Below are 25,797 nucleotides of genomic sequence, written 5' to 3'. Positions count from 1 at the left end.
CCGGTGGCAGCCGCGCATGTCGGGCAGGGAGGCTCGATTGTGGAAGCGGGCGGGGTCGGGCACAACGCCACCACGGCCGCAGTGCCGACTGGGTCGCGGTAAGTGCGCGCCCGGATGACGTTATGCTGGTTTCTTCGCCTCGTCCCGACACGCCATGCTTTATCTCGCCTCGCAATCTCCCCGCCGCCGCGAGCTGCTGCAGCAGCTCGGCGTTGCCCACACGACGCTGGACGTGGACGTACCCGAGATACGCGCCAGGGACGAGTCGCCGGAGCGCTACGTCGGCCGTGTCGCCCGCGACAAGGCGCAGGCCGGGCTCGCCCTGGTGGCGGATGTCGCGGGCGCGCTGGTAATCGGCTCGGATACCGAGGTCGTGCTGGAGGACGAGGTGTTCGGCAAGCCGTCGGACGCGGCGCAGGCTGCCGCAATGTTGCGACGCTTATCCGGTCGGACCCATGCGGTGATCTCGGCGGTATGGGGCGTCGATGCGCAGCAGGCGCGCTGCGAGCTCTGCATATCGAAGGTGCGTTTCGCACCGCTGGACGAGGCGGCCATCGCCACCTATGTCGCCACCGGGGAGCCGTTCGGCAAGGCCGGCGGCTATGCCATCCAGGGGCGCGGCGCCGCGCTGGTGGAACATCTGGAAGGGAGCTATTCCGGGGTGATGGGATTGCCGCTGTTCGAGACGGCGCGGCTGTTGCGCGGCTTCGGCGTCTTGCCGGGCTGAGCCTGCTCCCGGTCCGGCCAAGGATTGGCGCTGCTGGAATCATGCCGCGCGGTTGCTGCTCCCCATCGGTGGAAGACGGGATTCCTCTCGCCTGATTCAGTCCGGGCTCTCGACCGAAAGCGGCGGGGGGCTGGCAAGCGCCCATCCTTACGCTCTCCGATGGCAAAGGGCACCAGGGAACGTGGCGTCCTTCCCTGCCGGGGTACGCTCGTCTACGGCTGGACCACCAGATATTCGCCCCGGGCTCCGCTGCGGCGCGGCCGGGTACCCATCCTGACGCATAGCGAACGGCTGTCAGGGCAGCGTACGAGCGCGCCCGAGCGCACGGCCTCCAGCACGGCGCCACCAAGCGCGGCGCTGTGCATGTTGCGCCAGGCCAGGTAGCCGCTGCCGCCTGCCGCCAGCACCGATCCCACCAGCAGAGCGAGCAGTCCCCTGCGGACCAGTGACTGCTGCGCCTGGGTGAGCAGCTTGCGTTGTTCGGCCAGCGCGTCTGCCGCCCATTTCGCTGCGTCGGCGGCGTGGCGCAACTGCGCGTCCATAGGGGCCAGCGCCTGGCGGGTGGCGCCGGCGATGCTGTCGCGTGCCTGCGCGCCGAGGGTCTCCAGCACCTTGCGGGAAAACTCCTCGCCGCCTTCGGTCCAGCGTTGCGCGCTGCGATCGAGCGCCGTTGCGCTGGTATCGATGCGCTGCAGGGCACCGCGGCCGCGCGTGTCGAGCTGCTCGGCGATGACCGCGAGCTTGACCAGCAGTTGTTTCACGTCATCGATATTGCCGCCGTCCATGGCATCTCCTCGGGTTGGTTCAGCGTTGCATGTTGGTCGCCATCGCCGGCTCCGCCGCCTGTCCCTGATAAGCGAGTGCAGGCTCCGGGGCCTGCATCGCCTGGCTGTATTGCTGGATCTCGCGCCACCAGGCGGTCCCTTGGGGTGATTGCAGGTAATCGCCCGCCACGGCGTCCATTGCGCAGGCGTCCTGCTTCAGGGCGGCCTGGTAGAGCCGCTCGACCATCGCATCGACCGGGTCCGCAGCGGTGGCCCTGGCAGGCTCCCTGGCGGTTTCCGGGGTAGCGTCCGGCACGGAACTGATCGCCACGGCGCGAAAATCGAACTCGCCGCTGAGGGCCTCGTTGCGGGGTTCGGCGTTGTAGGGATCGCCCGTCACGCGACGACCGTGGTGATGGTGACGAGGTGCTTCCAGGGTGTTGTATCCCTCCGGCTTGAGCCGGTCGATCTTGTCCCATACCCGGTAGAGCCATAGGCCCTCGGTCGAGCGGTGCACGACGTTGAGGCGCGGGTCGGTCGGCTCGGGCGACTTTTCGAGGAAGGCGCGGTCGCTCAGCGAATTGAGGTAATCGACCATCAAATTGCCGCTGCGTATGGACAGGCCATTGCGCAGATAGCCTCCGCCGACGTCCGAGTGCGCGCCCGGCACCAGCACGCCGAGGAAGCGCCCGTCGGGGGTCAGGCCCGGATCGATGATGTGGTCGGACTTGAACAGACCGCGGTGCTCATCCTTGGAAAAGATCTGCACCCCCGAGATCACCGACGGCGGCAGTCGCCGGTCGTAGTCGTTCACCGGCGCGCCCGTGCCCACCGCGTCGAACAACCCGACGACCTGGGCCACCTTGCCTGGTTCGACCAGGGGCGGTTTGGTGTATTCGACGTGGGTGATGTTGCCGTGGGAGTCGCGGGTGTAGATCGCTCCACGAGGATCCTGGATGCCACGTTCGTGTACCAAGCGCGCGAAGCTCGCCGCTTCTTCCGCTCCACGGCTGAAGCCGATGTCGGCAAGTCTAATCGTTGCCCGCGGGTCCTCGCGAAGCCACTCCGCTGCCTTCACTACAAACTGTGCGTACATTGCCTCGACGCGTGCTTCATGTGTAAACCCGATCGCACCATCAAGGACACGCCTGATTGAGTGGGCCTCTGTGCCTGGCCCGGGCATATAGCCAACACTGATGTTTTGCCGACCACCATCAACTAGCTCTTCCATCTGAATGTCGATCTTGGCGACGTTGGTGGCGTGCAGCGGATCCTTGAATTTGTCGTTACCGGTGCCATCGAAAGCGGCGACGTACAACCGCTCATGAGGGTCATCCGAATGAAGGAATACAGGGGATTTGAAGCGAGAAAGCGCCACATTGGCATCCCGATACAGCTGCATGTCGCTGTTACTCGCGAGATAAGTGGAGACGCCGTCCTGCGGCAGATCGCCGGCGATATTTTCGTTGCCCATCCTTGGCTCCGGTCACTGCCGTCAGTAGGTGCGAGTCCAGGCCAGAACCAAATCCTCCCGGAAATTGCTGTATTTGTTGCCAGGCTCCTGCTCTTTCTTGGTGGGTATGAACGCCTTCATGAAGACGCTTATCGTGCGGTCATTCACTTCCAGGAAAATGCTGGGTTCGCCTGCGGGGCCGGGGCCGGGGTACAAGCCTTCGACGATTTCTTCGTTCGACACCGAGAATCGGATCAGCTCATCCTTGAAAATCGCACCGATATCAACCGAAGCCTCGTGAGCGACGCCGTCCAACGACTTCCACTTCACCTCTGCAGGTGGCGGAAAATTGGGTATTCCGAGGTAACTCGCCAGACCCCAGGCATCCCTGTAATCGGGGGAGCGCGGTGGCGGTGCCACCTTGTCGCCGTAGTAACGGCGAGTGAAGTTGTTGTTCGCGTAAATCACCTCGCATCCGATGGTGTTGTAGCAATAGGCGCGAAAATCATGCCGCTTGAACGTCAGCGGAAAATGGTTCGGCGCCGGATGCTTGGTCGAGGTATCGGAAGGAAATGCCATGGCAGATAGACATCCTGTCAGTGCGATAAGAATCAGCAAGGCGCGGGAGGCAAGGCGGGCGTGTCGCATGATCGGGCGTCCTGCTCGATGCGGAAAAGGGAAGGTCGAATCTAGGCGATGCCGGCGCGAGACCGCAATGGACGATCCCCTACAAACGGGACGGGGATTGCCGATCTTCTAATGGATGCCCGAGGCGGCCACGAACCAGGCGACCACCGCCAGCAGGTTGTTCACGCCATGCGCGACCACCGCGGGCCATAGCGAGCCCGATCGCAGCCGCAGCCAGGCCAGCGCCGCGGCCAGCAGGGCCAGGTTGGGCACCGCGTACCAGAGGAAGCCCAGGTCCGGCAGGTGCACGCAGGCGAACAGCAGGGAGCTGACCGCGATCGCCCAGCCGGCATGCATCCGCCGCAACAGCGCCGAGAGCAGGGCACCGCGGAAGAGCAGTTCCTCGACCAGCGGGCCCAGGCTGACCACCACCAGCGCCAGCGGCAGGCGCAGCAACAGCGAGGCGGCGCCGCCGATCTGCTTGACGTCCTGGGTGACCGGGTGGCCGTGCGCCACCCAGCGGGTCAGCCAGCCGCCGGCGATCGGCAGGGCTAGGCCGAGCAGCACCGCCGCCAGGTAGAACAGGGGGCGGCCCGGGCGCGTCAAACCCAGGCCGGGCGGTGCGCCATGCGACCAGGCCGCGGGCCACAGCCTTCGCACCAGCACGATGGTCACGCTGGCAGCCAGCAGCAGCGTCAGGATCACCATCAACGCATTGGTATCCGGCTGAGCCAGCACCGCCTTGATGCGCGCGGCCATGCCGGCCGCCGGCGCGCCGGAGACGCCCAGCGCAAAACCCAGCCCGACCCCGATCAGGCCGCTGGCGAGGAACTGCAGCGCGAAATAAAGAACGATCATGCCGATCGCGCTGCCCAAGTGGGGCAGCCGCGCATCGTGCAGCGATGGGTGGAGCGGGCGGGAGGGCATCGGCCGGAAACAACCTGCGGGAAAAGGACGGACGTGCGTGGCCCGATCGCCCACGCTAGCCGCGGGGCCGGGCGCGGCGCAATCCTGCGGACCGTTCAACCCACCAGCATCGCGCGACCCAGGCCGGTCAATGCCATGAGCAACGTCGCCGCCCATGCGGCCATGCCGAGCACGAAACCGCCGCCACGCCTGGCAGCCTCCTGCAGGTAGGCCAGCGCGTACCAGGTCCGCGCGACCAGCCAGACCAGGCCGGCGATACCCGCCCAGAAGGCGAAGCCGTAGTGCGCCGCCAGCCACAGCGTGGGCAGGAACAGCAGCGCGGCCTCGAGCGTGTTCATCTGCACGCGGAACGCCCGCTCGAATGCCGGGTGGCCGCTGGTCGCCGGCGCGTGGACCTGGTAACGGCCACGTGCCCGGCCCACCGCGAAGGCGGTGCCGAACATCAGCAGGACGGCGAGCAGGGTGACCAGGGCGGGCAGGTTTTCTTTCATGGAGGATTGCGCAGTTGAACGGTGGCCTACTGTAGCGGCAACGTCCACACGCGGGAGACGTGCCGGCGGTTAGGGTGCCCTGACCGCGCTGCGGCGCATGGCGAGGCGGACGGCATGGACTGGCAGAAAGGCGAGCGTAGCCGGAACGTGGAGGTCGACAGCGGGCGCGGTGGCGGCGGCGGTTTCGGCTTCGGTGGTGGTCGCGGGATGGGCATCGGCGGCCTGATCGTGCTGGCCATCCTGGGCTGGGTGTTCTTCAAGGATCCGACGGCGCTGCTCGACCAGGGCGGTCAGGCCGGCCCGACCACGACGCAGGTGAGCGAGCCGGCCCAGGTCGACCCGCAGCAACGCGACTTCGTCAGCGCGATCCTGGGGTCGACCGAGAAGACCTGGGGTGACATCTTTGCCGCCAACGGGCGCCAGTACGTCGATCCGACGCTGGACCTGTTCAGCGGCGGCGTGCGCACAGCGTGCGGGCTGGCTTCCACCGCGGTGGGTCCGTTCTACTGCCCGGGTGACCAGAAGGTCTATCTCGACCTCTCGTTTTTCCAGGAACTGCAGGATCGATTCGGCGCGGCCGGCGACTTCGCACGCGCATACGTGATCGCGCACGAGGTGGGCCATCACGTGCAGAAGTTGCTGGGCGTGTTCGACCAGGTGCAACAGGCGCGCGAACGGGGCGCGCCGATGGAGGGCGCCAACGGCCTTTCGGTTCGCCAGGAACTGCAGGCCGACTGCTTTGCAGGCGTGTGGGCCAACCGCAGCGAGCAGCGGTTGCACTGGCTGCAGGCCGGGGATGTCGAGGAGGCGTTGAACGCCGCCAGCAAGATCGGCGACGACACACTGCAGCGCGAGACCCGGGGAACGGTGGTGCCCGACTCGTTCACTCATGGCACCTCGGCGCAGCGGGTGAAGTGGTTCAAGGCGGGGCTGGAGAGCGGGCAGGTGTCCCGTTGCGACACGTTTTCCGGAGATATCTGATTTGGGTTGCCGCGGCATGCAGGCCGTTTGATTTCGGCCCCTTCGGGATCAGGGGCGGTTCGAAGTTGTCGTTCACCCCGAGCGTAGCCAGGCGAAGTCGGAGATTCCTCGCCGCCGAAACCCAACCCGCGCTAAACAACTGCCGGCAAAGCTTTTTTTGCCGCCATCGGCATCTTCCGCCAGAGCTCGCCACGCCCTAGAATCCGCGCGCTGCGCGCCAGGGGGTGCGCCTTCCCGTTCGGTCCATGGCCCATCCCTGCCTGAGTTGCGGCGCCTGCTGCGCCTTCTTCCGCATCGCCTTCCACTGGTCCGAAACCGATCCCTTCCTGGGCGGCACGGTGCCGGTGGAACTCACCGAAAAGCTGGACCCGCACCGCGTAGTGATGCGTGGTACGCAGGCCAGGCAGCCGCGCTGCGTGGCGCTGAAGGGAACCATCGGCGAGGCGGCCTATTGCGGCATCCATCCCATCAAACCCTCGGTGTGCCGGGAGGTCGAGCCGTCGTGGGAGTTCGGCCGGCACAGCCTGCAGTGCGACAAGGGCCGCATCGCCCATGGCCTGCGCCCGCTGACGCCGGAAGACTGGCTGGATCCCCCCGGTGACAGCGCGCCGCCGTTGCCGCAGAGCGCCTGAAAGTCTCAGCGCAGGGGCGCACCCTCGCGGAACTCGCGCACGAATTGCCGCAGTTCCGCCTCGTTGAGGTCCGAGACGGCGACGTAACGCATCCCCCCGCCGCTCCACTCGATCGCGGTGTAGCCATGCTGGCGATAGGGCTGCGGGTCGGCAGCGGCCTCTCCCGGCCACTGGAAAACGTTGATGACGTGCAGGTGCCGGCGGTACACCAGGGCCGCGACGGTGCGTCCGCCGACCACGTCCAGACGGCCGCCCGCCAGCGGGAAGCCCTCGCTGGCCAGGTCCTTCACTTCGGGCGAGAAATCCAGGCGGCCCTCGAACCATGGCTTGACCGTGTGCCGGTCGGTGGACGCCACGTCCATCAGATGTTGTGGCTGCAGCGAACGCAGGTGGCCGGAAACGGCCTGCGCGACCAGGATGTCGTCCGCCGTGCCGGGAGCGCGCAGGCTACCGATCCAGGCCGGGCTGGTGAGCAGCAGCGCGCCGGCAAAGCCCGCGGCCAGAGCGAACGCGAGCGGGCCACGTCGCGGCCTGGCCGCGGAAGAGGCCGGTGCGGCGACCGGTGCAGTCGCTCGCCACCGCGAACGCAGCGCATCCGGCGCGCGACGGTACAACCCCGGTTGCGCCAGTGCCGTGCGCAGCTGGGCGTGGTCTTCGTAACGGGCGGCGCAGGCGTTGCAGGTGCTCAGGTGTGCCAGCAACGACGCGCTTTGCGCCGCGTCCAGTTCGTCGTCCAGGTAGGCATGCAGCAGCAGCCGGATCTCATCGCACGTCATGGCGGCCTGCCTCCGTCGAGGATGGGGAAAGGTCGGCGCGCAGCCGTTCGCGCGCCCGCGCCAGCCGGGACATCACGGTGCCGATCTTCTGTCCGGTGACCGCCGCGATCTCCTTGTAGGAACACTCCTCGAGTTCGCGCAGCACGATCACCTCGCGCAGCGGCGGCGGCAGGCGTTCGAGCGCCTGCTGCAGCGAGCCGATGTCCACCGCCAACAGCGTGCGCGCCTCCGGCGAAGGCCCCTCGTCGGGCAATGCCAGGACCTCGTCGTCCAGGCTCTCGCGCTGGCCTTCGGGCGCGTGTCGGGCATGCAGGGTGTAGCAGGTGTTGCGCACGATCGCGAGCAGCCAGACGCGGGCATCGCCGCCGCGGAAGCTGCCGAAATAGCGCAACGCACGCAGCAGCGATTCCTGCACGACGTCCTGGGCGTCGGCGTCGTTGCGCACCAGCCACCGGGCCAGGTTGTAGGCCGCATCCAGCCAGGGCAATACCGCGGTTTCGAAGCGCGCCGTGACGACGGCGTCGTGGGGTGGGGCGGCGAACGAATCGGCGGACATAACGGTGGGTACCTCGCTCGCGGCGACTTTATTCCCGGCGCGTTATGGCCGGAATAGGCGGTCCGTCCGCGCGGTAACGCAGGGAGGAACGCGCGGATCCTCCATGCGTCCTGCGCGCGCCATCCGGCATGCGCTCCACCGGAGTACCCGACATGAACGATTCCCGCGACGACGCACCGATCGACCGGCGCCAGTTCCTCAAATGCATGGCCTGGGCCGGTACCGGCACCCTCTGGCTGATGAAGGGCGGCGTGCTGCATGCGCGCACGCTCGACGCCAGCGCCCGGCCGGACCCGGATGCCAGCTTCAGCTTCGTCCAGGTCAGCGACTCGCACATCGGCTTCCACAAGGCACCCAACCTCGACGTGGTCGGCTCGCTGCGCGCCTCGCTGGCGCTGGTCGATGCGCAGCCGCGGCGGCCGGATTTCCTGATCCACACCGGCGACCTCACCCACTTGTCCCGTCCCGAGGAGTTCGAGACGCTCGCCGGCGTGATGGGCGAGCGCCGTGCGCGCCAGGTGTTCTACGTGCCGGGCGAGCACGACGTGATCGGCGACAACGGCGCGGAATTCTTCCGCCGTTTCGGCCAGCATCAACAGCCCGGCGGCTGGTACAGCTTCGACCATCGGGGCGTGCACTTCGTCGGCCTGGTCAACGTGCTCAACCTGAAGGCAGGCGGGCTTGGGTTCCTCGGGCCTGACCAATTGGCCTGGCTGAAGAAGGATCTGGCGCCGCTGTCAGCGGAGGCGCCGGTGGTGGTGTTCGCGCACATGCCGATGTGGCCGCTGTACCCGCAGTGGGGATGGGGCACCGACGACAGCGCGCAGGCAATGGGTTACCTGCGCCGGTTCGGTTCGGTCAGTGTGCTCAACGGGCATATCCACCAGATCCAGCAGAAGGTCGAGGGCACGATCACTTTCCACACCGCGCGCTCCACGGCGTACCCGCAGCCGCCGCCCGGCATGGGGGCGGGACCGGGTCCGTTGCAGGACGTGCCGCCCGGCCGCTTGCACAGCTACATCGGTGTGCGGGAGGTGCGGCACGTGCGCGGCCGCCAGGCGCTTGCCGTCACCGAGGAGGTGTTGCCGTGAGCGGTCGGTGGCGTCTGCCCGGTGCGCTCGCCGTCGCCTTGGTGTCGGCCTTCCTGCCGGCGAGCGTCGGTGCAACGCAGGCTACGACCGTGAAAGTGGAGATACGAAACTTCGCGTTCGGCCCGAAAGCGCTCACCGTCCACGCCGGCACGCGCGTGGTATGGACCAACCTGGACGAGGAACCGCACACCGTCACCAGCGCGGGCGGGGCATTCAAATCCTCCGCGGCGCTGGACACCGACGACAGTTACGCGGTGACCTTCGCCAGGCCCGGCACCTACACCTATTACTGCGCCATCCATCCGATGATGGTCGGTACCGTGGTGGTGCAGTAGCGCCTCAACCGAAGCGGTAGATGTCCATCGCCAGGATGCCGTAATCGATACCAGCCTCGATGCGCTGCGCGCGCGGTTGCGCGCCCGCGGCGCCGAGCGCCACGAACAGCGGCAGCAGGTGTTCGTCGGTCGGATGGGCGCGCTGGGCGAAGGGCGCCTGCCGGCGGTAATCGAGCAGTGCATCCACGTCGCCTGCGGACAGGCGCTCTTCCACCCAGCCGATGAACGGACGCACGTACGGTGCTTCGCGCTCCGCGCCATAGCCCATGCGCAGGTCGCCCAGGTTGTGGGTAATGCTGCCCGAACCGATCACCAGCACGCCTTCGTCGCGCAACGATGCCAGCGCGCGGCCGACCGCGAGGTGGTGGGCCGGATCGCGTCCGGGCTGGATCGAGATCGGCACGACCGGTATGTCCGCTGCCGGATAGAGCAGGCGCAATGGCACCCAGGCGCCGTGGTCCAGCCCGTGTTGCGGGTCGAGGCGGGCGTCCAGGCCGGCTTGCGAGAGCATCCCCAGGACACGATCGGCCAGTGCGGGGGCGCCCGGGGCGGGATAGTGGATCTCATAGAGCTCGGCGGGAAAGCCGAAGAAGTCGTGCACCGTTTCGGGCTGCGCCGCGCCGCCCACCTGGGGGCCATCGCTCAGCCAGTGCGCGGTAGCGATCACGATCGCCTGCGGGCGCGGCAGCTGGGCGGCCAGTTCGCCCAGGCGCTCGCGCACGGGCCCCGGCTGGAGCGCGGTCATCGGCGAGCCGTGGGAGATGTAGAGGCTGGGCAGGGTGGTCATGATCCGGGAACCTGTGGCGCGCATTCGCGGGCGATGTCCTGGATAAATCGGGGCGAAACCCGCGCCCGCAAGCTGGCCGTTACGCCAGCGGCCTGCCCAATCCTAGGCGCAGCGGATCGAGCAGGCGGCCATAGTGCTCGGCGCGCGCGGTGTCGCGGCTGAGCGGCTGGCGGACCTGCGCGGCGCTGGGCGTGCGGATGGCGCGCATGGCGCGGTGGAAGTCGAGGCAGGCCGCATCGAACGGCAGGCCGCAGAAGTCGAGCAGGGCGCGGATCTCGCCTTCCGGATCGGCCAGCAACGCCTCGTAGCGCTGGGTGCGGATGCGCTCCGACGCCGTGGCCTGCCAGCGATCCAGCGCCGCCTCGTAGTCCCGCACGTAGGCTGCGATGTCCGACAGCGTGCAGGCGAAGTGCGGCAACCGGTAGAACTGCTGCTTGAAGCACGACCAGCCGGCCTCCAGCGCATCGCGCCGCACGTCGACGATGCGCGCGTCCGGCAGCATCGCGCCCAGCACGCCGGCGTAGAGCCAGTTTTCCGGCAGCTTGTCGGTGAATCGAGGGCGCTGCCGGCGCCATCGCGCGGTGCGCTCGAGGTAGCGCTGGCCCATGCGCTGCCAGTCCTGTGCCGTGGCGGACGGTACCCATCGGGGGAACGGCTGGCCGCGTCGGCTGGACTCCTCCACCAGCACCTCGCCCAGGTCCGGCAGTTCGCTGGCGCCCTCCACCATGGGATGCGCGGCGAGGATCTGTTCGAAAAGCGTGGAGCCCGAACGCGGCAGGCCGACGATGAATATCGCCTCGCCGCCCTGCGCGGGGTCGACCGGCGCCGGCAGCTTCGCACCGGCGGCGACCACCGATTCCACGAACGCATGGAAGCCGCCGGCGTGCCACGGGGCCAGTCGACGCTGGCGCGCGTTGGCGTCGCCCAGGGCGGCGAATGCGTCCTCGTAGCGACCCTGGTCTTCGCTGGCCTTGCCGAGCGCGAAACCCATGGCGATGCGATCGGGCTCGGGCACGTCAGCGCGTGCGAGCAGGGCAGCGAGCCGGGCCCGATCGTCTTCCGAAAGCGGCCGCGTCTTGATGTTTGCCAGCCCGCGCCAGGCGTCCCCGCAGGCCGGGTGCAGCGCGAGGGCCGCGCGGTAGCGCTGGTCGGCTTCCACGAAACGGCCCAGGTGCACGAGCGCATCGCCGAGCAGCACGTGGGCGGGAAGCAGGGTCGCCTCCAGCGAGCAGGCGCGTTCCAGCGCCTCCACCGCGGGTTCGGTGTAGCCCAGCACCTGCAGGTTGCGGCCCAGGTTGAACCAGCCCACCGGATAGTCCGGCGCCAGCGCGCAGGCCTTCCGCCAGTGCGCGAGCGCCGCCTCGATGTCGCCGGCCGCCTGCTCGGCATTGCCCAGGTCGGTGAGCGCCAGGGGATCGTCCTGCCACTGCCGCAGCACCGCGCCCAGCGCCTCGCGTGCGGCGTCGTACTGCCGGGCCCGGGTATGCAGGATGCCGAGCATGCGCAGGGCCTCCGGATGTTCCGGTGCGCCCGCCAGCACGGCGCCGAGCATCTGCTGCGCGGGCGCCAGTGCACCATCGCGGATCGCCCGCGCCGTCGTCTCGAGCTGCTGGCGCTGTCCCGGCGACAAACCGGCAACGCGCGTGGCCATGTCGGTCGGGTGCTCGGGACGGGGCCAGGAAGCAGACATCGGAAATCTCGCCGGGTGGAAAGGCGATGGTACCCGGGCCAGCTCCGCTCGCTGCGCAAACCTACGCTCAATCGGAACGGGTCGTGGGGGCCTGGGTAATCAAACCCTCCCCGCCCGAAACCATTGACCCTGAGCGTAGGTTGCAGGCTAGAGTCGAAGGGCCCGCCAGATGGCTACTCGGGCGGGCGAAGGACCCGCCCGACGCTTCATTTGTGTCGCGGCGGCTTCCCACCCTGGCGTGGCTTGAATCCGCCCGGCCGCGGCCGGCGCGGTGGTGCGGCGCCGGCCGGTTCTTCCGTGCCGTCCCATTCGCTGATGCGCAGCTGCTGCTGGCTTACCCAGACCTTCTTGAGGTGATCGAACACTTCCTTGGGCATGCCGTCGGGCAGGTCGATCAGGCTGTAGTCGCCGCGGATGCTGACGCGCCCGATGAATCCGCTTTCAAGACCAGCCTCGTTGGCAATCGCACCGACGATGTTGCCGGGCTTGACGCCATGTTCGTGGCCGACCTCGATGCGATAGGTGCGCTTGCCCGGCTCCGGTGCGTTGTGCGGGCGTGGCGGGCGGCTGTCGAAGCTCCGCGGCGGGGCGCCCTCGCGGGCCTCGCGCGGCTTGCGCTCGTGAGGCGGGCGGCGTTCGCCATCGCGCTCGCGCGCTTCACGCGGCGCCGGTTCGCGGCGCTCGTACTCGAGCTTGGGCGGCGGCGTCAGCAGCAGCGGGCGGTCGCCCTGAGCGATCCGCGCCAGCGCGGCGGCGATCTCGAGCGCCGGCACGTTGTGCTCCTGCTCGTACTGTTCGATCAGCTGCTGGAACTGGCCCAGTTCGCCCTGCGCCATGGTGTCGGTGATGCGCTGCTTGAAGCGGGCGATGCGCACGTCGTTGACTGCCTCGACGGTGGGCAGCTTCATCTCTTCGATCGGCTGGCGCGTGGCCCGCTCGATCGCGCGCAGCATGCCCTTCTCGCGCGGTGTGACGAACAGGATCGCCTCGCCGCTGCGGCCCGCGCGGCCGGTGCGGCCGATGCGGTGCACGTAGCTTTCGGTGTCGTAGGGGATGTCGTAGTTGAACACGTGGCTGATGCGCTCGACGTCCAGGCCGCGCGCGGCCACGTCGGTGGCGACCAGGATGTCCAGCTTGCCATCCTTGAGTTGCTGGATCACGCGCTCGCGCTGCGGCTGGGCGATGTCGCCGTTGATCGCGGCGGCGGCCAGACCGCGGGCGGTGAGTTTCTCGGCCAGCTCCTCGGTCGCCTGCTTGGTGCGCGCGAAGATGATCATCGCGTCGAACGGCTCGGCCTCAAGGATGCGGGTCAGCGCATCGAGCTTGTGCATGCCCGAAACGAACCAGTAGCGCTGGCGGATGTTGGCGGCGGTGGTGGTCGAGGACTTGATGGTGACCTCGACCGGCTCCTTCAGGTGGCGCTGCGCGATCTTGCGGATCGGCGCGGGCATGGTCGCGGAGAACAGCGCGACCTGGCGGGTCGGCGGCGTCGCTTCGAGGACTTTCTCGACGTCGTCGATGAAGCCCATGCGCAGCATCTCGTCGGCTTCGTCGAGCACCAGGTACTTGAGGTCGGAAAGGTCCAGCGTGCCCTTGTCCAGGTGGTCGATCACGCGACCGGGCGTGCCCACCACGACGTGCACGCCGCGGCGAAGCGCGTGCAACTGCGGGCCGTAGCTCTGGCCGCCATAGATCGGCAGCACCTGGAAGCCGGGGATGTGCGCGGCGTAGCGCTGGAACGCTTCGGCCACCTGGATGGCCAATTCGCGCGTGGGCGCCAGCACCAGCGCCTGCGGCTTGCCGGGCCTGGCCTCGATGCGCGAAAGGATCGGCAGCGCGAACGCGGCGGTCTTGCCGGTGCCGGTCTGCGCCTGGCCGAGCACGTCGCGGCCTTCGAGCAGCGGCGGGATCGTGGCGGCCTGGATCGGCGAGGGCGACTCATAGCCGACGTCGGCGAGTGCCTGCTGGATTTCGGGACGCAGCGCGAGCGCGGCAAAACCGGCCGGCGCCGGGTCGTGGTCGGCCGGCGTGGGACCTGGAACGGGGGATGACATGGGAACCTCGGATATGGGCAGCGGCGAGCAAGGGCGGCGCCGCGCAGCGCGGCATTCTAGCAGCCTCGCCGCAGTGGCGTCGGCGTCGAGTACACGTGGCGTGGGCGGGTCGTGGTTATGATCGGGCGCTTGTGTGGTTGGAGAGCGAAGGGATGGCAATGGTCGAAACGCTGTCGGAGCAGCGCTGCCACGGCGGCGTGCAGGGCTTCTACCGGCACGTGTCCGAGGCGTGTGGCCCGATGCGCTTCGCGGTCTTCCTGCCGCCGCAGGCGGAGCGCCAGGCCTGTCCGGTGCTGTACTTCCTCGCGGGGCTGACCTGTAACGAAGAGACCGCCACCATCAAGGCCGGCGCGCAACGCCTCGCGGTGGAGCTGGGCCTGGCGTTGGTGATGCCCGACACCAGCCCGCGCGATACCGGCTTCGCCGGCGCCACGGGTGACTGGGAGTTCGGCGAAGGTGCGGGGTTCTACCTCGATGCCATCCAGGCGCCATGGGCGTCGCGCTTCGCCATGCGGGGCTACATCGTCGATGAACTGCCTGCGCTGCTCGCGAAACGGTTTCCTCTGGACGTTGCTCGCGCGGGCGTGTGCGGCCATTCGATGGGCGGCCATGGCGCGCTCACCCTGGCCTTGGCCTACCCGCACCGTTACCACTCGGTGTCGGCCTTCGCGCCCATCGTGGCGCCATCCCGGGTGCCATGGGGACAGAAGGCGTTCGCCCGTTACCTGGGCGACGACCGGCAGTCCTGGACCGACTACGACGCCTGTGCGCTGGTGGAGCGGCGAACCTTTCCGGGCACGATCCTGATCGACCAGGGCGAGGCCGACCGCTTTCTCGCCGAGCAGTTGCGTCCGGAGCTGTTCGAGAAGGCCTGCGCCGCGGCCGGCCAGTCACTGGTCCTGCGCCGGCAGCCGGGCTATGACCACAGCTACTGGTTCGTCAGCACGTTCATCGAGGATCACTTGCGCCATCACGCGCAAGCACTGGTGTTGTAGTCGGTCACCGAGAGCCTGTCGGCACCTTCCCCCGCGTTGCGGGGGGAAGGGTCGGAGCGGATCGGGTCGAACGCTTCCGATCAGCCGCGCGTTTCCGGCCGCGTGGCGCCGCCGGCGGGGCGGCTGCGGCGACGGTTGTTGCGCCCGGCGTTGGCCGGCGCGCGGCCCTGCCCATGGTTGCCGCCATGGCCTGCATGACCGTTGCGCGCGGGGCGCGGCTGGCGCTGGCCCTGCACCGGACGCGGCGCACCGGCGTCGAGGCGCAGCGGGGTGGAGGGTTCGAAGCCGGCCACGTCGCTGATCGCGATTTCCTGCTTGAGCAGCTTGCGGATGTCGCGCAGCAGGCCCGATTCATCGTGGCTCACCAGCGACACGGCCATGCCCTCGGAGCCGGCACGACCGGTGCGCCCGATGCGGTGCACGTAATCTTCGGCGACCATCGGCAGGTCGTGGTTGATCACCATCGGCAACTGGTCGATGTCGATGCCGCGGGCGGCGATGTCGGTGGCGACCAGTACCGTGATGCGGCCGCTCTTGAAGTCGCCCAGGGCCTTGGTGCGCGCGTTCTGGCTTTTGTTGCCGTGGATCGCGGCGGCACGCAGGCCGGAGGTTTCCAGGAACTTCACCAGCTTGTCCGCGCCGTGCTTGGTGCGGCTGAACACCAGGCTCTGGCGGCGGCTGTCCTGCGAGAGCACGTGCAGCAGCAGGTCACGCTTGCGCGACGCATCGACCGGATGCACGTGGTGGGTGACGGTCGGCGCCACGGTATTGGGCGGCGTGACCGACACCTCGCGCGGCGAGCGCATGAACTGCATCGCCAGCGCCTTGATCGGCTCGGCGAAGGTGGCCGAGAACAGCAGCGTCTGGCGCTGCCTGGGCACGGACTGGAGGATGCGCTTGATCGCGGGCAGGAAGCCCATGTCGAGCATGCGGTCGGCTTCGTCCAGGATCAGCACCTCGACGCCGGAGAGGTCGACCGAACGCTGCTGCATGTGGTCGATCAGGCGGCCGGGAGTGGCGATCACCACGTCGACGCCGCGGCGCAGCGCCTGCATCTGCGGGCCCATGCCGACACCGCCGAAGATGGTGGTGCTGGAGACGCGAAGGTGCTTGCCATAGTCGCGCAGGTTGTCGTGCACCTGGGCGGCCAGTTCGCGCGTCGGGGTCAGCACCAGTGCGCGCGGACGGCGGGTTTGCGTGGCGCCGGCAGTGGAAAGGTGCTGCAGCAAGGGCAGCGCGAAGGCGGCGGTCTTGCCCGTGCCGGTTTGTGCGGCGGCGAGCAGGTCGTGGCCTTCCAGCACCAGCGGAATGGCGCCGGCCTGGATCGGGGTGGGCTGGGTGTAGCCCTGGTCGGCAAGCGCGCGCAACAACGCGGGCGCAAGGCCCAGCGATTCGAAAGACATGAAAACACTCCTGTGCAACCCGGAGCGTTCTTTCAGAACCGCGTTGCGATATGGGGAAGGGGCGGTTGGAGGCCGCAACGGCTTCGAAGCCGTCCGCACAGTATAGCGCAAGCGGCACGAGCCTGCCTGAGGGAGCCCCTGGCCTGACCTGGAGGCGGTCGCGCCCGGGGCGCCCTACACGGAAGGCGCGGCGGCGGGCCGCCTGGCCACGATCAGGTAGCTGTTGAAGGGCGTGCGGCCCCACAGCGGGGTGAGCGTGGTGACGAGGCCCGCGCGTTCGAGCGGCGCGGTCACCTCCTGTGCGGTCGGGTAATGGTCCGCGCCCACGCGCATCCAGCCAGTGGCATGCAGCACGTGCTCCTCGAGCACGGTGGCGTGGAAGCGCCAGTGCTTCGCCCGCAACACGTTGCGGATCATCAGCTGCGCTCCGGGCGCCACGTGGGTGGCCAGCTGTTCGAGCAGCGGTGACTGGCGGGCCGCCGGAAGGTAATGCAGGACGTCGAGCAGGCTGACATGGCCTCGGAAATCCGGCAGGTCGGCAACGTCGGCGCAGCGCAGGTCCAGCGCGTCGCCGATCGCCGCCGCGGCGCGGCGTCCGGTGGCGATCTTGCGCTCGTCGTGATCGATCCCGACATAGCTACGCAGCGCGCCGCAGCCATGCAGGTAGTGCCCGAGCAGGCCGATGCCGCAGCCGACGTCCAGCAGCGGGAAGGGCGGCGATTCCTGCAGCAACCGGGCGACGGCACCGTACACCGGGTCGCCCGCCAGTTTGCCGCGCACGTACTGGCGCTGGTTGAACCCGGTGAAGCGCGCCGACAACGTGGCGCGCATCGAGCGATCGAGATGATGCCGCGGGCGAACCGTCAAGGCTGGCGCTCCGGTGGCACGGCCGAGTGGCGGAACGCGTGTCGGGACGATCGTGGCATGGCCGGGCTCCGGGGGCGGGAAGCCAGTATAGGCAGGCTACGGACGCCGGATGTGCAAGGAGCGCATGCATGCGCGCGGGGCCCGTGAGCGACGAATGCGCGACGAAAAGAACGAGCCCGGCGCAGGGCCGGGCTCGTGGGTACAGCTAGGGATGACAGTTTTACTGGCAGGTCACGCCCACCGCATTGAACGCCGCCACTACGTCGCTGCGCGAATAGCCGTAGTCGTCCGCCGCGCTCTCAACGCCACAGGCGCCGGAGTTGAAGGTGGCGGTGGCGGTCCAGTACATCGCGTTGGCGCGCTCGAAAACTTCGAACGCCTTGCGCGTGTTCCAGGTCGACGTCTTGGCCAGCGTGCAGAACGCCTTGTTGTAGACGCCACTGGAGTAATGCACGTCAAGGCCGCTGTAGTACTGCGAGGCGTTGTCGATCGAGCCGCCGTCCTTGCTCGGCGTGCACATCCAGCGCAGCGCCGGATCGGTCTTGGTGATGTCGGCGCCGACCAGCCAGTCGTTCGCACCGCGGTCGTAGTACTCGGCCGCTTCGCCGGCCATGTCCGAGAAGGCCTCGTTCATGCCGCCGGACTGGCCGGAATACTGCAGGTTCGAGTGCTGCTCGGTGAAGCCGTGGCTGATCTCGTGGCTGGTCACGTCCAGCGCGGTGAGCGGGTAGAAGTAGCTCGCGCCGTCGCCGAAGTTCATCGACGAGCCGTTCCAGAACGCGTTCTCGTAGTTGCGGCTGTAGTGCACGTTCATCACCAGCTGCATGTTCAGCGGCGGCGCGCCGAACCAGGCGTTGTACATGTCGTGCACGACGGCGCCGAAGTGGTGCGCGTCGTTGATCGGCGAGTAGGCACCGTTGATGCCATCGCCGCTGCTGGTGGGGCAGGTGAAGGTCCACAGGGTCGCGCGGGTGCGACTCTGGTTCATGTTGTTGGTCTTCACGTTGGTGTTGACCATCGAGCAGGTGCTGCCCGACTGGGTGACCGCCAGCGCCGGATAATCGGTGCCGTAGAAGTACTGGCCGGTCTTCTGGTTGCCGCCCGGGCCGTTGGCCGAGGCCGGAGTTCCGCTGCCGCCACCGCCGCCGCCGGGCTTGCCCTTGGTGGTCAGGCCTTCCCAGCTCTTCACCACCGCGCCGGTGTTGGCGTCGATGATCGCCGTCGGACGGGCGGGACGGCCGTTGTGGTCGTCGAAGAACGAGGTCAGGTAGACCAGCCGCGCCTTCTTGCCTTCGGCATAGACGTAGAGCTCGTGCTTGACGTTCTGCAGGCTGGCGTCGGAGATCGCGTGGGCGCCGATGCCGTAGGGCAGGAAGCCGGCATGCTGGCGCAGCGCGGCCAGTGCCTGGGCGCCGCTCAGGCGCGGCGTGACCGAGGCCAGGTCGAAGCCCAGGCCATTGGACAGGCGGCCATCGACACTCCGGACGTTGCCTGCGGCATCGCGTTCGACCACCACGCTGCGGCCGTACACTGGCACGCCGCGGAACATCTGGTGCTCACGGGTTTTGATCGTGCCGTGGGCGGTACGCAGCTGCAGGCCCGGGGCCAGCGAGGCTTGCGGGTCCATGCCAAGACGCTGGGCAAGCGCGCCGGAACTCAGGTGGCCCAGCGCGGGCGCGTGGATGTGGCTCGGCGTGGCAGCCTGGGCAGCGGCGGCCACGAGCAGGCCGAGGGCGCCCAGCAGAGCGCCGGCAAGCGGTTTTTGCATCATTGGTGTTTCCCTCCCAAGGAAATGGATGGGCGGTCCGTGGCCTCCTGCCGCGTTCCGCCGTCACATCGGCACTCGCCGATCCTCCCCAGGAAGCGAATGTGCCGACAGGGCAACCTACGCCGTTCCGGGGAGCGTGTCATCCTGCCGCGCAGCATCCTGTCGGCGGCCCCCTGGAGACCGCGTGCTAGCCTGATGACCGGTCTCGATGCTGGGAGCGGCCGCATGAGTGTTCTGTCCACGTTGCGTGAGCTGGACCATGACCAGCGCCACACGGTGCTGGCCAGCTTCCTGGGCTGGACACTGGATGCCTTCGACTACTTCCTGCTGACCTTCGTGATCGTCGGCGTGGCCAACGAGTTCGGCGTGGACAAGACCGACGTCACGCTGGCGCTGCTGCTCACGCTGGCCGCACGGCCCCTCGGGGCGCTGATCTTCGGGCGGCTGGCCGACCGCTACGGCCGTCGGCCGATCCTGATGCTGGACGTGGTGCTGTTCTCGCTGTTCGAACTGGCCACCGCGTTTTCCACCTCGCTGACCATGCTGCTGGTGCTGCGCTTCCTGTTCGGCATCGCCATGGGTGGCGAATGGGGCATTGGCGCCTCGCTGGCGATGGAAGCGATACCACCGAAGGCGCGCGGCATCGTTTCCGGTCTTCTTCAGAGCGGCTATCCCTGCGGCTTCTTCCTCGGTGCGCTGGCCAATTGGCTGTTGATCGACCACATCGGCTGGCGCGGGCTGTTCGTCGTGGGCGCCGCACCGGCGTTGCTGGTGCTGTACATCCGTCGCAAGGTGCCCGAGTCGCCGGTATGGAAGCAGCAGCGTGCCGCACCACGGCGTGGCCTGCGCGAGGCCATGCGCGGGCATTGGAAGCTGGCGCTGTACCTGATGCTGCTGATGACCGCGTTCAACATGTTCAGCCACGGATCGCAGGACCTCTACCACACGTTCGAGGAGGTCAACCTGCACTTGCCCACCGGTTCCACCGCTGCGTTCGTGCTGGTGGCGCTGTTGAATCTGGGGGCTCTGGTGGGCGGGCTGTTCTTTGGAGCGCTGTCGGAGCGGATCGGGCGGCGGCGCGCGATCGTGATCGCCGCGCTGCTTTCGATCCCGGTGGTCCCGTTGTGGATGTACGGCGGCACGCTGGTGCTCTACGGCGCGGGCGCCTTCCTGATCCAGGTGATGGTGCAGGGCGCCTGGGGCGTGGTGCCCACGCATCTGAACGAACTGTCGCCGGGCCACGTGCGCGGCACGCTGCCGGGCTTTGCCTACCAGACCGGCAACCTGCTGGCTGCGGTCACCGCCACGGCGCAGGCGTGGATCGCCAAAGCGCACGGTGGCGACTACGCCTTCGCCATGGCGGCGTGGATCGCGGTGGTGGCGCTGGTGCTGGCGCTGCTCGCCTGGCTGGGTCCCGAGGCCCGTGGAGTAGGCTTCGGCCGGGCGCCGGACTGATAGAATCGCGCTCTTTGCACCCCAACGAGACAGGCAATGAAGGCAGGCAAGGACAAGGTCATCGCGTTCCACTACACGCTCACGGTGGATGGCGACAAGGTGGAGAGTTCGCACGACAACGGCGAGGCGCTGTGGATCCTGCTTGGCCACGGCCAACTCATTCCCGGCCTGGAAAAGGCGCTCGAAGGCCATGAGGCGGGCGGGACGCTTGCAGCGGACATCGCCCCCGCCGAGGGCTACGGCGAGCGCGAGGACGGACGCATCCAGCGCGTGCCCAAGAAGTACTTCCAGCAGGCCAACAAGCTCAAGCCGGGCATGGCCACGGTGCTGTCGCTGAAGGAAGGTGGCCATCGCGCCGTGACCGTGCACAAGGTGGGCATGAGCACGATCGACGTGGACCTCAACCATCCGATGGCCGGCAAGACGCTGCATTTCGACGTGGCGATCGAGGAAGTGCGCGACGCCACCGAGGACGAGATCAAGCACGGGCACGCGCATCCGCCGGGGCAGGAAGCGCACTGAAGTGCATCGAAGTGCGCTCCGGAACGATAACGAAAACGGCGTCCATGGGCGCCGTTTTCTTTGCACTATCCCCTGCAGGGAAAGGCCGGGGTGAAGGGCTGATCTGACTTCAGCCCGCTCCCCTCAATCCAGCAACCGCTTCCCGAACGCGAAGTGGTCCCGCCAGTACGGCCCGTCGATGTCGTCCAGCCGCACGGTGCCGCCGCTGTTGGGCGCGTGCACGAAGCGTCCCTTGCCGACATAGACGCCCACGTGGCTGATGTCCCCGCCGATGTCGAAGAACACCAGGTCGCCGCTGGCCAGGTCGGTCATGCGCCTGACCTTGCGGCCGTCCACACCGGACATGGCGCGCGAGCTGTGCGGCAGCAGGATGTCCGCCGCGTTGCGATAGATGTAGTCGACCAGCCCGCTGCAGTCGAAACCGCTCTCGGGAGTATTGCCGCCCCAGCGGTAGGGCGTACCTACCAGCGCGATCGCGCGGAACAGCACGTCGTTGGCGGTGCCGGCACTCGCCGCCGATGGCGCCTTTGCGGGCAGGTCGGCCAGCAACGAATGCGAAGTCTTGAACGTGGGCTCGCGCCGATGCGGATTGCCGGCACAGGCGGCCAGCAGCAACACACCCGTCCCGACCAGGGCCAGGCGCAGTCGCAGTCGCAGTCGCGTGGCGGCGATACGGCATCCGGACGCAGTCATGGCAACCTCGGCAGTGTTTTGCCGGAGCTTAGCCAATCAAGGGCTTGCGTCAAGCTCGTGAGGCAACGCAGCAAGTTTCAATTTGTCACGTCGACCTGCATGGGACGTTCGGTCAGCACCTTTCCAGCCGCATTCATGCTGCGCAGGCGATAGCGCCCAGGGCGCAGCCAGAGCGTGTTGTTGCTGCCGCCTTCCAGGAACACGTAACGGTCGGCGGCTACGGCGTCGTCCGCCTCATCGGCGTAACGGGCTTCCACCAGGCAGGGAAAGGCCCCTTCGCAAAGGCCGGAACTGACCGCGACCGCCACGCGCCTGCCGTACAGCGATAGCCAGTCCGGACGATGTCCGCCGGCGGCCGGAGGAAGCGCGATGGTGGCCTTGCCGTCGATCTGCAATGAAATGACGCGGTCGCGCACGTAGGAGCTGACATGCTCGTTGGCTGGCGGCAGGATCACGTTCATGTCGTAGAGCCGCGGGCGCGCGCTCCACAGTCGCCCGTCTCCCACGTGGCGCAGCACGATGGCCCGCTGCGGATGGAAGGCCGCGACAAGTTGGTGATAGGGCTCGCGCAAGGCGGCACGCGTGTCCAGTTGGGGCGTCAAGCCGTTCTGCGGCACGCCGCGAAGGGAGTCGTCGGTGCGCACCGCGTTCTTGACGGTCCGGTACGCTTCGAGCTCGTTGAAGGGCTCTTCCTCGCGAAGTTCGGTCTGGTCGATGTTGAGGATGTCCAGGCCGGTCAGCGCCTGCAGGCGTGCCGCCATCGGCAGGATGTCCCCTAGTCGCCCCTTCGCCTTGTCGATGTGCGCATAGCCGGCGTGGACGAACAGCTTTGCTTTCGGGTTCCCAGCCAGCACCTTCCGGTAGAGCGCGCGTGCCTGTTCCGCTTCGCGCTCCTGCCCGCCGGGCGTGGTCGACTCGTACGGCACCAGCACGTAGCCCAGTCGCAGTGCTTCGCGCACGATTTCGCCGTACACCGGCTCGCGCATGTATTCGGTGCCGCTATGGCCAGTCGGGTAGCCGCGCTGGCGCAGCGCGTCGCCGTCTTCCAGCAGCGCCTCGATGGCCAGATGGGTGAAGCCGAGCGCGCGCAACCGCGGCAGCAGCGCGAGCGTGAGCAGTCGTGTATGGGCGTCGTGGTGCGCCTCGTTGATCATCACCACGCGTCGCCGCGCGGCCAGGTCGACGATGGAGTCCACCGCATCGGCCGCCTGCCATTCGACGGGCGAGGGCAGCACGATGCCTGCGGGCAGGCGCGCCTTCAGCGGGAAATCGCGTACCGCCTCGCCATAAAGCCCAAGCTCGCTTTCGCTGAAGGCGAAGTATTGCTGCGCCGTCGGCCTGTCCCCCGCATCCAGCTGCGGGATGGCCTGCAGCAGGTAGCCGTAGCGACCCAGTTCGTTGGTGCCGCGCATTGCCTCCAGCAGCTGCCGCGAGGAGATTCCGCTGGCGCGCGCCGGCATGGCGTGGATCGACGCAGCGGCAAGCACGAGGGCAAGGACGGCGGACAGGCGGAACGGCATGCGGCTATCCCTCGAATGGGTCTGGGCCAGACTAGATTTCACCCGGCTTTCAGGCAAGGGGCACGTGGACGTGCCTGCTCGTGTCCGTCACCGTCAGACAGGCATGCTGGAGAAGCAAACCTAGGGAGGCGGCATGACTAGCGATTTCGACCTGATCGTGCTTGGCGCCGGGTCCGGCGGACTGACGGTGGCCCAGCGCGCGGCACGGTATGGCGCCAAGGTGGCGCTGATCGAACCGGGCCCGCCGGGCGGCACATGCGCGAATCTGGGCTGCGTACCGAAAAAGGCGCTGTGGTTTGCCTCGCAGCTGGCGCATGCGCAGGCGCTGGCGGTCGACTACGGTTTCGACCTTACGCCCGGCCGGCTGGACTGGAACCATTTCCGCCTGCTGCGCGATCGCTACATCGAGGGCATCCGCGAGCGCTATCTCGCACGGTTGCAGGAAGCCGGCGTGACGTGGATCGGCGCGGCGGGCCGCTTGCTGTCACGGGACACCGTGCAGGCAGGCGGCGCGCAGTACCGCGCGTCGCAGATCACCATCGCTACCGGAGCACGGCCGCGGCGGCTGCCCTTGCCGGGCTTCGAGCTGGGCATGGTGTCGGACGACATTTTCTCGATGCGCACCCTGCCGCGTTCGATCGGCATCGTCGGCGGCGGCTACGTCGCGACCGAATTTGCCTGCCTGCTGCGCGCGCTGGGCTGCGAGGTCGAGCTGCTGATCCGCAAGCAGTTGCTCGACGGCTTCGATGCCGAGGTGGTGCAGGCGCTCGCCGCGCAGATGCGCGCGCAGGGCATCCGCATCACGCCGCAGAGCAACGTCAACGGCGCTCGCGGCGAAGCGGACGCGCTGCTGCTGGATGATGCCCGCGGCGCCGCGCACGGGCCGTACGAGGCGGTGCTGTGGGCGGTCGGACGGGAGCCCAACAGCAATGCGCTCGGACTGGAGGAGGTCGGCGTGGCTCGCGACGGCAAGGGGTTCATCCAGGTCGACGCGCACCAGAACACCACGGTGGCCGGCATCACCGCCATCGGCGACGTCACCGCCTGTCCCGCGCTGACGCCGGTGGCGGTTTCGGCAGGATACGCGCTCGTCGAGCGGCTGTTCGGCGGCCAGCCGGAAGCCTTTTTCGATTATCAGGCGATTCCCACCGTGGTCTTCGCCGATCCGCCGCTGGGCAAGATCGGCCTGACCGAGAAGGAGGCGCGGGCGCGCCACGGCGATGCGGTGCGGGTCTACAGCAAGCGCTTCGTGCCGCTGCAGTTCGCGGTGGCGGGCCAGCGCGAGCCGACCGTGATGAAGCTCGTCTGCACGGGCGACGACGAGCGCGTGCTCGGGCTGCACGTCCTGGGACCCGGGGTGGACGAAATGCTGCAGGGCTTCGCCGTGGCGATGCGCCAGGGCCTCACCCGGCGCGAGTTGCGCAGCGCGGTGGCGATCCACCCGACCGCGTCGGAGGAACTGTTGCTGATGCACTGAGGGTCGCGATGCCGGCGTTACACTGCTCCGATGGACATCTTCCGCCTCGACCAGGGCAGCGCGCCGCTGCTGATCAGCCTGCCCCACGATGGCAGTCACATTCCCGACGACATTGCCGCGCGCATGCATCCGGCGGCGCGGCGTTCGCCAGATACGGACTGGCACGTCACGCGCCTGTACGCGCCGCTGGCGCAGGCGCTCGGGGCGAGCCTGCTGCGCCCGCTCGTTTCGCGCTACGTGGTCGACCTCAACCGGCCGGCCGACGGCCACGCGCTCTATCCGGGCAAGCGCGAAACAGGCCTTGTTTCGACCATCGGCTTCGACGGCGAGCCGTTGTACCTGGAGGGCGAGCCGGAGGCGTCGGAAGTTCAACGCCGCGTGAACGAATACTGGCGTCCCTACCACGCCGCGCTCCAGCAGGAACTTGCGAGGTTGCGCTCGTTGCACGGACGCGTGGTGCTGTGGGAAGGCCATTCGATCCGAAGCCGCGTGCCGATGCTGTTCGACGGGCGCCTGCCCGACCTGAACCTCGGTACCGCCGACGGTGCCAGTTGTTCGCCGTCGCTGCAGCAGCGGCTGGAGGATGTGCTGGGTGCGCAGGACCGCTTCGATTACGCGGTGAATGGCCGCTTCAAGGGCGGCTACATCACACGGCAGTATGGACGTCCAGACGACGGCGTCGATGCGGTGCAGCTGGAGATGACCCAGCGCAACTACATGGACGAGGACAGCTTCGCGTGGGACGAAAACAAGGCCGCCGTCCTGCGTAACGCGATCGAGCCGTTGTTGCGCGCCTGCGTGGCCTGACGCAAGTTTTTTCGCCGAAATAGCGGCGCGTCGCAAGTCAAGGGGCCGACGCGCGCGGCGTGCATGTCCGGGCGCTGGATGTTCAGTTGCCGTATCCGGCGGCCGCCGCATCGTGCATCCGCCGCGCCGCCCGCGATGCCGGGTTCCGGCCGGGTCCGCGGCTCATTCCAGTTCCGAGGTTTCCTTATGCGTAAGCTCGTGATCGCTTCCCTGCTCGTGGCGGGCGTGGCTCTTTCCGGTGTTGTGCTGGCCCAGGACGCTGCCCCGAAGGCGGCGACCAAGACCGAGCAGGCGGCCGCGGCCCCGAAGAAGACGATGACCCATCATCACGCCCACAAGGCGATGAGGAAGGCGGCCGAGAAGCCGGCCGCCGGCAAGTAATCCGGTCGGATGCGTCAC

General features: G+C 68.1%; 26 protein-coding genes. 11 read left to right on the top strand and 15 right to left on the bottom strand.

Features of this window, described 5'->3' with window-relative positions; genetic code table 11:
* Positions 1–154: 154 nt before the first annotated feature.
* Entirely contained in the window at positions 155–727 is a 573-nt protein-coding gene (locus ACFWZ4_RS03550) for a Maf family protein (protein WP_439703341.1), read from the top strand.
* 212 nt (positions 728–939) lie between these two features.
* Here the strand turns inward: ACFWZ4_RS03550 and ACFWZ4_RS03545 are convergent, their stop codons facing one another.
* The 5 genes from ACFWZ4_RS03545 to ACFWZ4_RS03525 all read right to left on the bottom strand — a co-directional run bounded on the left by ACFWZ4_RS03545 (position 940) and on the right by ACFWZ4_RS03525 (position 4,989).
* Complete coding sequence (locus tag ACFWZ4_RS03545) at positions 940–1,512, bottom strand: hypothetical protein (RefSeq protein ID WP_439703340.1); 573 nt, start codon at positions 1,510–1,512, stop codon at positions 940–942.
* A 19-nt stretch (positions 1,513–1,531) separates the two neighbouring features.
* Positions 1,532–2,965, bottom strand: coding sequence for a phospholipase effector Tle1 domain-containing protein (locus tag ACFWZ4_RS03540; RefSeq protein WP_439703339.1), 1,434 nt, complete (start codon positions 2,963–2,965; stop codon positions 1,532–1,534).
* A gap of 21 nt (positions 2,966–2,986) precedes the next feature.
* Positions 2,987–3,592 carry a hypothetical protein gene (locus tag ACFWZ4_RS03535; RefSeq protein ID WP_439703338.1) on the bottom strand — a complete coding sequence of 202 codons (606 nt, stop codon included), beginning with the start codon at positions 3,590–3,592 and terminating at the stop codon, positions 2,987–2,989.
* A 108-nt stretch (positions 3,593–3,700) separates the two neighbouring features.
* The gene (locus tag ACFWZ4_RS03530; protein WP_439703337.1) at positions 3,701–4,429 is read right to left on the bottom strand and encodes a lysostaphin resistance A-like protein; all 729 of its coding nucleotides are present in this window, start codon (positions 4,427–4,429) and stop codon (positions 3,701–3,703) included.
* 164 nt (positions 4,430–4,593) lie between these two features.
* Positions 4,594–4,989, bottom strand: coding sequence for an MAPEG family protein (locus ACFWZ4_RS03525; protein WP_439703336.1), 396 nt, complete (start codon positions 4,987–4,989; stop codon positions 4,594–4,596).
* Between the two features lie 114 nt (positions 4,990–5,103).
* Here ACFWZ4_RS03525 and ypfJ point away from each other — a divergent pair, with 114 nt between their 5' ends.
* Together ypfJ and ACFWZ4_RS03515 are read left to right on the top strand one after the other, a co-directional pair.
* Positions 5,104–5,970 carry a KPN_02809 family neutral zinc metallopeptidase gene (gene ypfJ / locus ACFWZ4_RS03520; protein WP_439703335.1) on the top strand — a complete coding sequence of 289 codons (867 nt, stop codon included), beginning with the start codon at positions 5,104–5,106 and terminating at the stop codon, positions 5,968–5,970.
* Positions 5,971–6,215: 245 nt separating this feature from the next.
* Positions 6,216–6,602 carry a YkgJ family cysteine cluster protein gene (locus tag ACFWZ4_RS03515; RefSeq protein ID WP_439703334.1) on the top strand — a complete coding sequence of 129 codons (387 nt, stop codon included), beginning with the start codon at positions 6,216–6,218 and terminating at the stop codon, positions 6,600–6,602.
* Positions 6,603–6,607: 5 nt separating this feature from the next.
* Here the strand turns inward: ACFWZ4_RS03515 and ACFWZ4_RS03510 are convergent, their stop codons facing one another.
* Together ACFWZ4_RS03510 and ACFWZ4_RS03505 are read right to left on the bottom strand one after the other, a co-directional pair.
* Positions 6,608–7,378 carry an anti-sigma factor family protein gene (locus tag ACFWZ4_RS03510; protein ID WP_439703333.1) on the bottom strand — a complete coding sequence of 257 codons (771 nt, stop codon included), beginning with the start codon at positions 7,376–7,378 and terminating at the stop codon, positions 6,608–6,610.
* Complete coding sequence (locus ACFWZ4_RS03505) at positions 7,365–7,934, bottom strand: sigma-70 family RNA polymerase sigma factor (protein WP_439703332.1); 570 nt, start codon at positions 7,932–7,934, stop codon at positions 7,365–7,367. The genes ACFWZ4_RS03510 and ACFWZ4_RS03505 overlap by 14 nt, the downstream gene beginning before the upstream one ends.
* Positions 7,935–8,086: 152 nt before the next feature.
* Here ACFWZ4_RS03505 and ACFWZ4_RS03500 point away from each other — a divergent pair, with 152 nt between their 5' ends.
* The gene (locus ACFWZ4_RS03500; protein ID WP_439703331.1) at positions 8,087–9,025 is read left to right on the top strand and encodes a metallophosphoesterase family protein; all 939 of its coding nucleotides are present in this window, start codon (positions 8,087–8,089) and stop codon (positions 9,023–9,025) included.
* Positions 9,022–9,360: a cupredoxin domain-containing protein gene (locus ACFWZ4_RS03495; protein ID WP_439703330.1), complete on the top strand. Its 339-nt coding sequence runs from the start codon at positions 9,022–9,024 to the stop codon at positions 9,358–9,360. The genes ACFWZ4_RS03500 and ACFWZ4_RS03495 overlap by 4 nt, the downstream gene beginning before the upstream one ends.
* Before the next feature lie 4 nt (positions 9,361–9,364).
* Here ACFWZ4_RS03495 and ACFWZ4_RS03490 read toward each other — a convergent pair whose 3' ends face one another.
* The 3 genes from ACFWZ4_RS03490 to ACFWZ4_RS03480 form a co-directional block, all read right to left on the bottom strand.
* On the bottom strand, positions 9,365–10,147 hold the full coding sequence (locus tag ACFWZ4_RS03490; protein WP_439703329.1) for a dioxygenase family protein: 783 nt from the start codon (positions 10,145–10,147) through the stop codon (positions 9,365–9,367).
* Positions 10,148–10,226: 79 nt separating this feature from the next.
* Positions 10,227–11,837 carry a sulfotransferase gene (locus ACFWZ4_RS03485; RefSeq protein WP_439703328.1) on the bottom strand — a complete coding sequence of 537 codons (1,611 nt, stop codon included), beginning with the start codon at positions 11,835–11,837 and terminating at the stop codon, positions 10,227–10,229.
* Between the two features lie 206 nt (positions 11,838–12,043).
* On the bottom strand, positions 12,044–13,891 hold the full coding sequence (locus ACFWZ4_RS03480) for a DEAD/DEAH box helicase (RefSeq protein ID WP_439703327.1): 1,848 nt from the start codon (positions 13,889–13,891) through the stop codon (positions 12,044–12,046).
* 152 nt (positions 13,892–14,043) lie between these two features.
* On the opposite strand from ACFWZ4_RS03480, the gene fghA reads away from it, so the two are divergent.
* On the top strand, positions 14,044–14,886 hold the full coding sequence (fghA, locus tag ACFWZ4_RS03475) for an S-formylglutathione hydrolase (RefSeq protein WP_439703326.1): 843 nt from the start codon (positions 14,044–14,046) through the stop codon (positions 14,884–14,886).
* Between the two features lie 80 nt (positions 14,887–14,966).
* Here fghA and ACFWZ4_RS03470 read toward each other — a convergent pair whose 3' ends face one another.
* The 3 genes from ACFWZ4_RS03470 to ACFWZ4_RS03460 all read right to left on the bottom strand — a co-directional run bounded on the left by ACFWZ4_RS03470 (position 14,967) and on the right by ACFWZ4_RS03460 (position 18,927).
* A complete protein-coding gene (locus tag ACFWZ4_RS03470) occupies positions 14,967–16,289 on the bottom strand; it encodes a DEAD/DEAH box helicase (RefSeq protein ID WP_439703325.1) in 1,323 nt (440 codons plus the stop codon).
* Positions 16,290–16,463: 174 nt separating this feature from the next.
* The gene (locus tag ACFWZ4_RS03465) at positions 16,464–17,156 is read right to left on the bottom strand and encodes a class I SAM-dependent methyltransferase (protein ID WP_439703324.1); all 693 of its coding nucleotides are present in this window, start codon (positions 17,154–17,156) and stop codon (positions 16,464–16,466) included.
* Positions 17,157–17,376: 220 nt separating this feature from the next.
* A complete protein-coding gene (locus ACFWZ4_RS03460; protein ID WP_439703323.1) occupies positions 17,377–18,927 on the bottom strand; it encodes a M4 family metallopeptidase in 1,551 nt (516 codons plus the stop codon).
* 222 nt (positions 18,928–19,149) lie between these two features.
* Here ACFWZ4_RS03460 and ACFWZ4_RS03455 point away from each other — a divergent pair, with 222 nt between their 5' ends.
* Together ACFWZ4_RS03455 and ACFWZ4_RS03450 are read left to right on the top strand one after the other, a co-directional pair.
* Complete coding sequence (locus tag ACFWZ4_RS03455) at positions 19,150–20,379, top strand: MFS transporter (protein WP_439703322.1); 1,230 nt, start codon at positions 19,150–19,152, stop codon at positions 20,377–20,379.
* A gap of 36 nt (positions 20,380–20,415) precedes the next feature.
* Positions 20,416–20,901, top strand: a complete 486-nt coding sequence (locus ACFWZ4_RS03450; protein WP_439703321.1) for an FKBP-type peptidyl-prolyl cis-trans isomerase — start codon at positions 20,416–20,418, stop codon at positions 20,899–20,901.
* A 123-nt stretch (positions 20,902–21,024) separates the two neighbouring features.
* On the opposite strand, the gene ACFWZ4_RS03445 is transcribed toward ACFWZ4_RS03450, so the two are convergent.
* Positions 21,025–21,594 (bottom strand): C40 family peptidase, encoded by a 570-nt coding sequence (locus ACFWZ4_RS03445; RefSeq protein WP_439703320.1) that lies wholly within the window; start codon positions 21,592–21,594, stop codon positions 21,025–21,027.
* Between the two features lie 77 nt (positions 21,595–21,671).
* A complete protein-coding gene (locus ACFWZ4_RS03440) occupies positions 21,672–23,114 on the bottom strand; it encodes a hypothetical protein (protein ID WP_439703319.1) in 1,443 nt (480 codons plus the stop codon).
* A gap of 133 nt (positions 23,115–23,247) precedes the next feature.
* Here ACFWZ4_RS03440 and gorA point away from each other — a divergent pair, with 133 nt between their 5' ends.
* From gorA to ACFWZ4_RS03425, 3 genes are all read left to right on the top strand, one after another.
* Positions 23,248–24,591: a glutathione-disulfide reductase gene (gorA, locus tag ACFWZ4_RS03435; protein ID WP_439703318.1), complete on the top strand. Its 1,344-nt coding sequence runs from the start codon at positions 23,248–23,250 to the stop codon at positions 24,589–24,591.
* Positions 24,592–24,621: 30 nt separating this feature from the next.
* Positions 24,622–25,398, top strand: coding sequence for an N-formylglutamate deformylase (gene hutG / locus ACFWZ4_RS03430; RefSeq protein WP_439703317.1), 777 nt, complete (start codon positions 24,622–24,624; stop codon positions 25,396–25,398).
* Positions 25,399–25,584: 186 nt separating this feature from the next.
* Positions 25,585–25,779, top strand: a complete 195-nt coding sequence (locus ACFWZ4_RS03425) for a hypothetical protein (RefSeq protein WP_439703316.1) — start codon at positions 25,585–25,587, stop codon at positions 25,777–25,779.
* Positions 25,780–25,797 lie beyond the last annotated feature (18 nt).

Source organism: Frateuria sp. GZRe12 (genome assembly GCF_051900535.1).
Taxonomy (GTDB): Bacteria; Pseudomonadota; Gammaproteobacteria; order Xanthomonadales; family Rhodanobacteraceae; genus Frateuria_A.
This window is presented reverse-complemented; position numbering and strand designations above follow the sequence as displayed.